The following is a 2,353-nucleotide window of genomic DNA, read 5'->3' as shown; positions in this document are numbered from 1 at the left end:
AAGAATATATATAAAAAAACTAAAACTAACGTTTTAGCAAAAAAAGAAATTGGTTCTGAAAGTTTAGAAACAAACGAACAGGTTGACGAGCCAACAGAGGTTGCTGCTGTTGAGACCACATCAGAGCAAATCACAACGGGTGTAGAAAACCAACCTCCCATTCACGAGCAAGAGAACGTTCCCAAAAAAGCAAAACGAGCGCAAGCTAATCGCGGTTGTCGATTGCCAGAGGATTTCAAACCTAATTTGCAATACGCAATCGATCAAGGATTAACGCATGATGAGGCGCTGTTAGAAACCGAACGGTTCACAAATTACTGGATAGCAAACCCAGGTAAAAATGCAAACAAACGAGATTGGCAAAGGACTTGGTACAATTGGGTCACAAGCCCTATCGGAACGCTAGCAAAGAAAAAAGCAAGATTAGAACAGGAAAAACGGTTAGGTGGTTATCATGGAAAATTCACTCAGAAAACTTTCACAGAACAGCTTGCAGAAGGCTTCAACGAACTCAGAGATCATCTCTCATCTGGAGAAGATTATGGAAATGATCAGTCCGGGGTATCCATTGACGCTGAAAGCTGGGAATACATTGACGAAACAGGAGGAAGAGCAAACCTTAGATGCTTGCAATCTTCTACAAGCGTTGCTCTCTGTGAAAGCTTCAGTTAAGCAAATTGAGCAAGCTTCTTTCCTACTCTCAAGCATGAGAGTCCCTGCGAACACAGATTCCAAAGCCGTTGTTCTATCCTATAGCATGATGCTGGAACGGATTTCAGCATATGCTCTGAAAAAAGGCGTCGAAGATATCGTAACTGGTCAAGCAATTGGGATATCAAAAACATTTATGCCAACTTGTGGAGAGCTTTTAACTTATTGCCAGACACTAGAAAATACCCTTCTTTCAAAAGCCGAAACTGTACGTAGAGCAATTGAAAACACATGTGAGAAAACACTCAAAGAAAAAACAGCGAAAGAGCATTTTAGACCACTAACGCTTGTTCACAAGCAAGAGCTTGAAGAAACTTTAAATGGCATTGGTGGGATAATGAAACGCTTTGGTCCACAGCAAACTAGTGAAAAGTGCTGATCGTTTTACGATTAGACATGCGTTTAAATCGACAAAAAAGCACCTTACAAAGCGATTTAAAGATTTTATGATAAACCTATCAGAAATATAAAACGCTCTGTACGGTCAAATTTTAGGTAAATAGACCAATTGGTAAAATTAGGATTAAAGCATGTTCATTTTTAAACATTTATTCTTAACAATCCGTAAACAACCCATGCGAAAAAAGTGGGTTGCAACAGCTGTTGGTTATGTTCCTTGGGGAGACGGAGCAGAGGAGTATTTTTACAACCTCTACGAATACGAAGACGGCACAAGAGAGTGTGAAAAGTTTGATGGCGGCCAGTATTATACCACACCAGAAAATGCGGATTTTAGTACCAAAGCGCAAGTAAAAGCATGGGTTTACGGTGGAAATATTCCGAAAAGCGTTCTCAATTACGAACCTCTTATAGACGAGATCAATAAAGAGATCAAAAAATTATCAGAAGTAGCTTGACATTATTACAGCAATATGAATAATCGAATCAGGTGCCTAACGAACACCTTAAATACCAAGCGGACGAGCTACCGAGATAGTTTATTTTCCGCACATTAAAGGCTTTGACTCATTGTATGTTACACGCATATAATGATCTCGTCGGGTGTGGTTACGCTATACAATACCCTTACGGGAAAAGCGTAACGACGGACTTGGTACCGTGTTTGTTAGCGCCCGGCACTCTTTATTGAGTGTCATTAACAAACGTCTATTACCAAGGAGTTCATCATGAACACTCTTATAAAAATATCAGAACAAATAATTGGACAGGAAACAGTTCAAACTGTTAACGCTCGCGAATTACACGCATTTTTAGAAGTAAAAACCAGTTTTAAAGATTGGATTATCAGACGTATTCAAGATTGTAAATTTAAAGAAGAGCATGACTTTTGCTCTTTTTTGAGCGAAAGTTCAGGTGGACGTCCTTCTAAAGATTATGCTCTCACCTTAGACATGGCTAAACATCTTTCGATGATAGAGCGTAATGATAAAGGGCATGAAGCACGTCAATACTTTATCAAATGTGAACGGCTTTTGAAACAAGTAGCAACACCACAAGTTGACTACTCTAAACCCGAAGCATTGCTTGGTGTTTTGAATCACTTACAAAGCCAAATTGAGCAGAAAGACCATGTTATTGCAGAATTAGCACCAAAAGCAGAAGCACTTGAAGGCTTAAAGCGTTCTGAGGGGGCTATGTGTGGCATCTTATTGTTTTTTATTCACGAGTGGTTGTTCAAGGA

General features: G+C 39.4%; 3 protein-coding genes and 1 pseudogene. All 4 read left to right on the top strand.

Annotated elements, in window-relative coordinates; genetic code table 11:
* Window positions 1–672 (top strand): annotated as a pseudogene (locus ACFILW_RS09420) (hypothetical protein); the annotation flags it as partial.
* The gene (locus ACFILW_RS09415; RefSeq protein WP_273790335.1) at window positions 656–1,090 is read left to right on the top strand and encodes a hypothetical protein; all 435 of its coding nucleotides are present in this window, start codon (window positions 656–658) and stop codon (window positions 1,088–1,090) included. The pseudogene ACFILW_RS09420 and the gene ACFILW_RS09415, both read left to right, overlap by 17 nt.
* Before the next feature lie 151 nt (window positions 1,091–1,241).
* Window positions 1,242–1,568 (top strand): hypothetical protein, encoded by a 327-nt coding sequence (locus ACFILW_RS09410; protein WP_375685668.1) that lies wholly within the window; start codon window positions 1,242–1,244, stop codon window positions 1,566–1,568.
* Between the two features lie 270 nt (window positions 1,569–1,838).
* The coding region (locus ACFILW_RS09405; RefSeq protein ID WP_375685666.1) for an antA/AntB antirepressor family protein at window positions 1,839–2,353 on the top strand (515 nt) is incomplete at its 3' end.

Origin of the sequence: Bartonella sp. TT110JLCBS, from assembly GCF_042193405.1 — a bacterium.
In the GTDB taxonomy this organism is placed as follows: domain Bacteria; phylum Pseudomonadota; class Alphaproteobacteria; order Rhizobiales; family Rhizobiaceae; genus Bartonella.
This window is presented reverse-complemented; position numbering and strand designations above follow the sequence as displayed.

Bases quoted from the DNA above. Each gene is read 5' to 3' on its own strand.
- ACFILW_RS09410 (WP_375685668.1), top strand. From the start codon at position 1,242: ATGTTCATTTTTAAACATTTATTCTTAACAATCCGTAAACAACCCATG.